Origin of the sequence: uncultured Campylobacter sp., from assembly GCF_938030685.1 — a bacterium.
Lineage (GTDB): Bacteria > Campylobacterota > Campylobacteria > Campylobacterales > Campylobacteraceae > Campylobacter_B.
In genome coordinates, this window is record NZ_CALHHX010000030.1 from 1 (window position 1) to 4,306 (window position 4,306).

The 4,306-nt window shown below is 49.2% G+C and carries 5 protein-coding genes; all 5 read left to right on the plus strand.

All coding sequences use genetic code 11. From position 1 onward, the window contains the following. The first annotated feature begins 115 nt into the window (after nt 1-115). Nucleotides 116-1,225 carry a double-cubane-cluster-containing anaerobic reductase gene (locus Q0369_RS01360; protein ID WP_298094956.1) on the plus strand — a complete coding sequence of 370 codons (1,110 nt, stop codon included), beginning with the start codon at nt 116-118 and terminating at the stop codon, nt 1,223-1,225. Between the two features lie 71 nt (nt 1,226-1,296). After that, entirely contained in the window at nt 1,297-2,157 is an 861-nt protein-coding gene (locus tag Q0369_RS01365; RefSeq protein ID WP_298094959.1) for a substrate-binding domain-containing protein, read from the plus strand. Further along, the gene (locus Q0369_RS01370; protein ID WP_298094962.1) at nt 2,150-2,926 is read left to right on the plus strand and encodes a 4Fe-4S binding protein; all 777 of its coding nucleotides are present in this window, start codon (nt 2,150-2,152) and stop codon (nt 2,924-2,926) included. The genes Q0369_RS01365 and Q0369_RS01370 overlap by 8 nt, the downstream gene beginning before the upstream one ends. Then, entirely contained in the window at nt 2,926-3,753 is an 828-nt protein-coding gene (locus tag Q0369_RS01375; RefSeq protein ID WP_298094969.1) for a radical SAM protein, read from the plus strand. The genes Q0369_RS01370 and Q0369_RS01375 overlap by 1 nt, the downstream gene beginning before the upstream one ends. 264 nt (nt 3,754-4,017) lie before the next feature. After that, nucleotides 4,018-4,306, plus strand: a 289-nt coding sequence (locus tag Q0369_RS01380) for an FAD-dependent oxidoreductase (protein WP_298094965.1), incomplete at its 3' end; no start/stop codon positions are given.

Genomic DNA, 4,306 nt, shown 5'->3' on the forward strand with positions numbered 1-4,306 from the left:
TAGGCGAGCATCTGGGGGCTGAAATTTTTACTCACGAAAACGCAATCTACTGCGGCGCGATGGGCGCTTCGCTTATCGGCGCACGCAAAGCAAATGAAATTTCAAAGGAGACGAGATGAAGATGGATTTTGACGCGCTTAAAAAGCGCAACGCAATGGCTCTGCACGATCTAAAAGAGCAAGGCAAACACGTAGTGGGAATGTTTTGCACCTATTCGCCAAAGGAGCTCATTTACGCCGCAGGCGCCGTGCCGGTTGGGCTTTGCGCCTATGACGAAAGCCCGATAGACGCCGCTCATGCCGAGCTTCCGCGTAATCTTTGCCCGCTAATAAAGGCAAGCTACGGCTATGCAGTTACTAAAAAATGCCCCTATATGAACGCCAGCGATCTCGTCATAGGCGAAACGACCTGCGACGGCAAGAAAAAGATGTATGAGCTGCTGGCAAAGCATAAGGACGTCCACGTGCTGCAGCTGCCGAATATGACCGGTGGCAAGAGCTTGGAGCTTTTTACCGACGAGCTTAGAGAATTTCGCAAAGTTTTAGAGCAAAAATTTGATACGAAAATCACCGATGAAGCGCTGCTCGATGCGGTGCAAATTTACAACGAAGAGCGCAAGGTGATGTTGGAGCTTTTAGAGCTTGGCAAACTAAATCCGATGCCGGTAGCGGGCAGCGAAATTCATCAAATTTCATTTGCGAGCGACTTCATATACGACAAGCAGGAGAAGCTTAAAATGATACGCGCCTACATAGCCGCCGCGAAGGAGATGACGCCGCCGAAAACTCGCAAAAAGCGCATCATCATCACCGGCTGTCCAAGCGGAGGCGTGTATGAAAAGGTTATCAAGCAGATAGAGGAGCTGGGCGCGGACGTAGTGGCCTTTGAAAACTGCTCCGGCACCAAAGGCTATCAAAACCAAGTGCAAACAAAGGGCGATCTGGTCGCAAATATCGCCGAACGCTACCTTAAAATTCCATGTTCGGTGATGTATCAAAACGACGCACGCTCAGAGGTTATCAAGGATTTCGTACGCGAGTATCAAGCGGACGGCGTCGTTGACATCGTGTTAAGCGGCTGCCACACCTACGCGATCGAGACAAATAAAATAAAGGAGGCAAGCAAAGAAGCGGGAGTAAGCTATATGAGTCTGGAGACTGACTACTCCAAGCAAGACGTCGGGCAAATTCGAACGCGTTTAGAAGCGTTTATAGAACTGCTCTAAGCGGGTTGCTCGAAATTTTAAAATGAAGAATTTTCTAAATTTAAAAACAAACCAAAGAAAGGAGAGGTTAGATGAAATTTAAAGAAGTAGACGAATCTCGTCGCGGCTTTTTAAAAGGAGCTTTGGCAGCGGCAGCCATCGCCGGACCCGAATCTATGCTCGCAGGCTTCACGCCGTTTAAGCCCGATTCGCTGCAGGTTTGGTCGTGCGGAGGGTTATCTGAGGCTTTTGCGCAGATAAACGCAGCATACGAGTCCAAAACGGGGCATAATATCCAGTACACCGGCGCCTTTGCGGGGGCGCTCGGGAAGTCGCTGCTAGCCTTGCAGGGCAAGACGGAGGTTTTCGGCGCTCGCGTTTTGGAGCTGTCTCAAAAACTACGCAAAGCTGGGCTTAGCCTTCGCTTTAGACCGCTATGTTTTACCGACTATGTTTTAGTAGTACCAAAGGGCAATCCCGCGGGCATTCGCGATCTGAAGGATTTGGCAGAGCCCGGCGTGCGAGTGATACTTCCGCTAAGGGCATCGCCTCCGGGCAGCGGACCGGTAAAGGGAATTTTGAAAAATTCAGGTCTCACAGGGCCCGTTATGAAAAATATGGTCGCCAACGGAGCGTGCGTAATCACCATGATGTGCGATCTGGTAGAGGGCAAGGGCGATGCGTCCATCATCGAAAAGCGCCTAACGACGCACGATAGGTTTAAAGACAAAATCGAATATATGCCTATCGACGAAAAACTAATTCCGCCCGGGCCGCTTACCTTTACGCTAAATATCATGAAGTACGTAAAGGACGAGAAGCTAGCCGACGACTTCGCGGACTTCGTCTGCTCCGTAGAGGGGCAGGAAATTTTCGAGCGACACGGCTTTACCTCCATCCATTCGGCGCGTGGGCTTGAACTCATAGAAAGGTTTGGTGTAAAAGATGTTTAGTATAGTAAATATGGCAAAGATGAAAAAAGTCTCTAGGCTAACTAAAATTCGTCGTTTGGTGCAGCTGATTTTTATCGGCGCGATCGGGCAATGGGCGTATTACGGGATTTTTAGATGCCCTTTTATCGTGCCTTTCGTAAACTGCCAATCCTGTCCGATCGTTACGTGCTGGGGGCGGATCGCGACCGTGTTTTTCGGCTTTTGGCTGTTTATACCCGTGCTGGTTATTTTCCTAGGGCGCGCGTTTTGCGGCTGGCTTTGCCCAGGCGGATTCGTAAATCAAATGCTCGGCAAATTTGCCGCTTTTAAGCTCAAGCTAAAAAATAACAGAAAGCTACAATATGCGCAAATAGGCATGGTTCTAGCCGTTTTGCTTAGCGCGGGCGTATATTTTATCTACGGCAACCCTCGCGTCATGATCCCTATCCGCACCAGCGACGAGTATCTCAACGCCGTTATCATGTCCTTTAAATTTTCCGACTGGTACTGGGAGGTTCGCACTGCCGTCGTCGCAGCTCTCATCGCCGCGTCCTTGATCGTCGCAAATTTATGGTGTCGCTTCGCCTGTCCTAGCGGCGGCATAATGGAGCTACTGCGTAAAATTTCAATATTTCGCGTTTATAAAACAGACGCCTGCGACAACTGCAACGCCTGTTTGCGCAAATGCGAAATGGGCACGAGACCGGACGAGATGAACTGCACGAACTGCGGCGATTGTATGGATGTTTGCCACGCGGATGCCATCAAATTCGGAAGGAAAAAAGATTGATGAATTTTTTCGCTAAACCCTCCTTCGACAACCACCCCTGCTTTAGCAAAAAAGCGTCCGCCGCCTACGGGCGCGTGCACCTTCCCGTAGCGCCGCATTGCAATATCCAATGCAATTTTTGCAACCGCATCTACGACTGCGCCAACGAAAATCGCCCCGGCGTAACGGGAAGGGTGCAAAGCCCTGACGAAGCCGTGGAATACGTGGAAAATCTATTTAAATTTAGACAGGATATCTCAGTCATCGGTATCGCAGGACCCGGGGATCCTATGTGCGATGCCGACAAGACCCTAGCGACCTTTGAAAAATGCAAAGTCCGTCTCCCTCGCGCCCTACTTTGCCTATCCACAAACGGCCTGTCCCTGCCCGAGCATGTGGATGATATCGTGCGGATCGGCGTGAGCCACGTGACAGTAACGGTCAATGCCGTAACGCCCGAAGTGGGCGGCAAAATTTATGCGTGGGTGCGCCACAAAAACAAAATTTACCACGGCGAAGAGGGCGCTAGAATTCTTCAGGCGTGCCAAGAGGAGGGGATCCGCAAGCTAAAAGAAGCCCGTATGATCGTAAAGATCAATACGGTCGTAATACCTGGCGTAAATATGGATCATGTCCCGCAAATCGCGAAAAAGGCCAAAGAGTGGCAGGCCGATATCATGAACTGCATGGCGATGATCCCCGTGCATGACACCCCTTTTGCAAATATCAAATCGCCATCAAACGAAGAAATTCGCAGTATGCGAAAGCTCATCGGCGGCTCCATTCATCAAATGACTCACTGCAGCAGATGCCGCGCCGACGCATGCGGCAAGCTTTGCGAGAAATGAAGACCTGCTTTTAGCGGGTCTTTTATCCGGCGCAGGATACACGCTTTCATAGCGCACAAAATTTTAGTAGAGATTTAAATTTAAAATTTGTCTAAATTTAGAGCTAGTAGGCAGCCGACAAGCGGCTTTTTAGCGGCGGCGGTTTTTTAAAATTTAAAAACAATTTTTAAATAATATTATTTTGCTTTTATTTAACTTTGGGTATAATTCTCCCAAAATTAGGCATCTGAAAAAACCGTATAACGGTAAAATAAAGGAGACATCATGGAAAACGTTTCAAGACGTGATCTGCTCAAAATGAGCCTAGTTGGCGCGGGAGCTTTAGCGCTCGGCTCCGTAAACGCAAATGCTGCGGTTAATGCTAAAGACGTCAAATTTGACGAAGAGTGGGACGTAGTTATCGTCGGTTCCGGTTTTGCAGGACTAGCAGCCGGTATCACCGCAGCCGAAAAGGGCAATAAAGTCCTAATCCTAGAAAAGATGGGACGCGTAGGCGGCAACTCCGTAATTAACGGCGGAATTTTTGCCGTTCCAAACAGCGACAAACAAAAAG

Excerpts from the sequence above, each read along its gene's own strand:
- Q0369_RS01360 (WP_298094956.1), top strand. The coding sequence starts at position 116 with ATGAAGATGGATTTTGACGCGCTTAAAAAGCGCAACGCAATGGCTCTG.
- Q0369_RS01365 (WP_298094959.1), top strand. The coding sequence starts at position 1,297 with ATGAAATTTAAAGAAGTAGACGAATCTCGTCGCGGCTTTTTAAAAGGA.
- Q0369_RS01370 (WP_298094962.1), top strand. The coding sequence starts at position 2,150 with ATGTTTAGTATAGTAAATATGGCAAAGATGAAAAAAGTCTCTAGGCTA.
- Q0369_RS01375 (WP_298094969.1), top strand. The coding sequence starts at position 2,926 with ATGAATTTTTTCGCTAAACCCTCCTTCGACAACCACCCCTGCTTTAGC.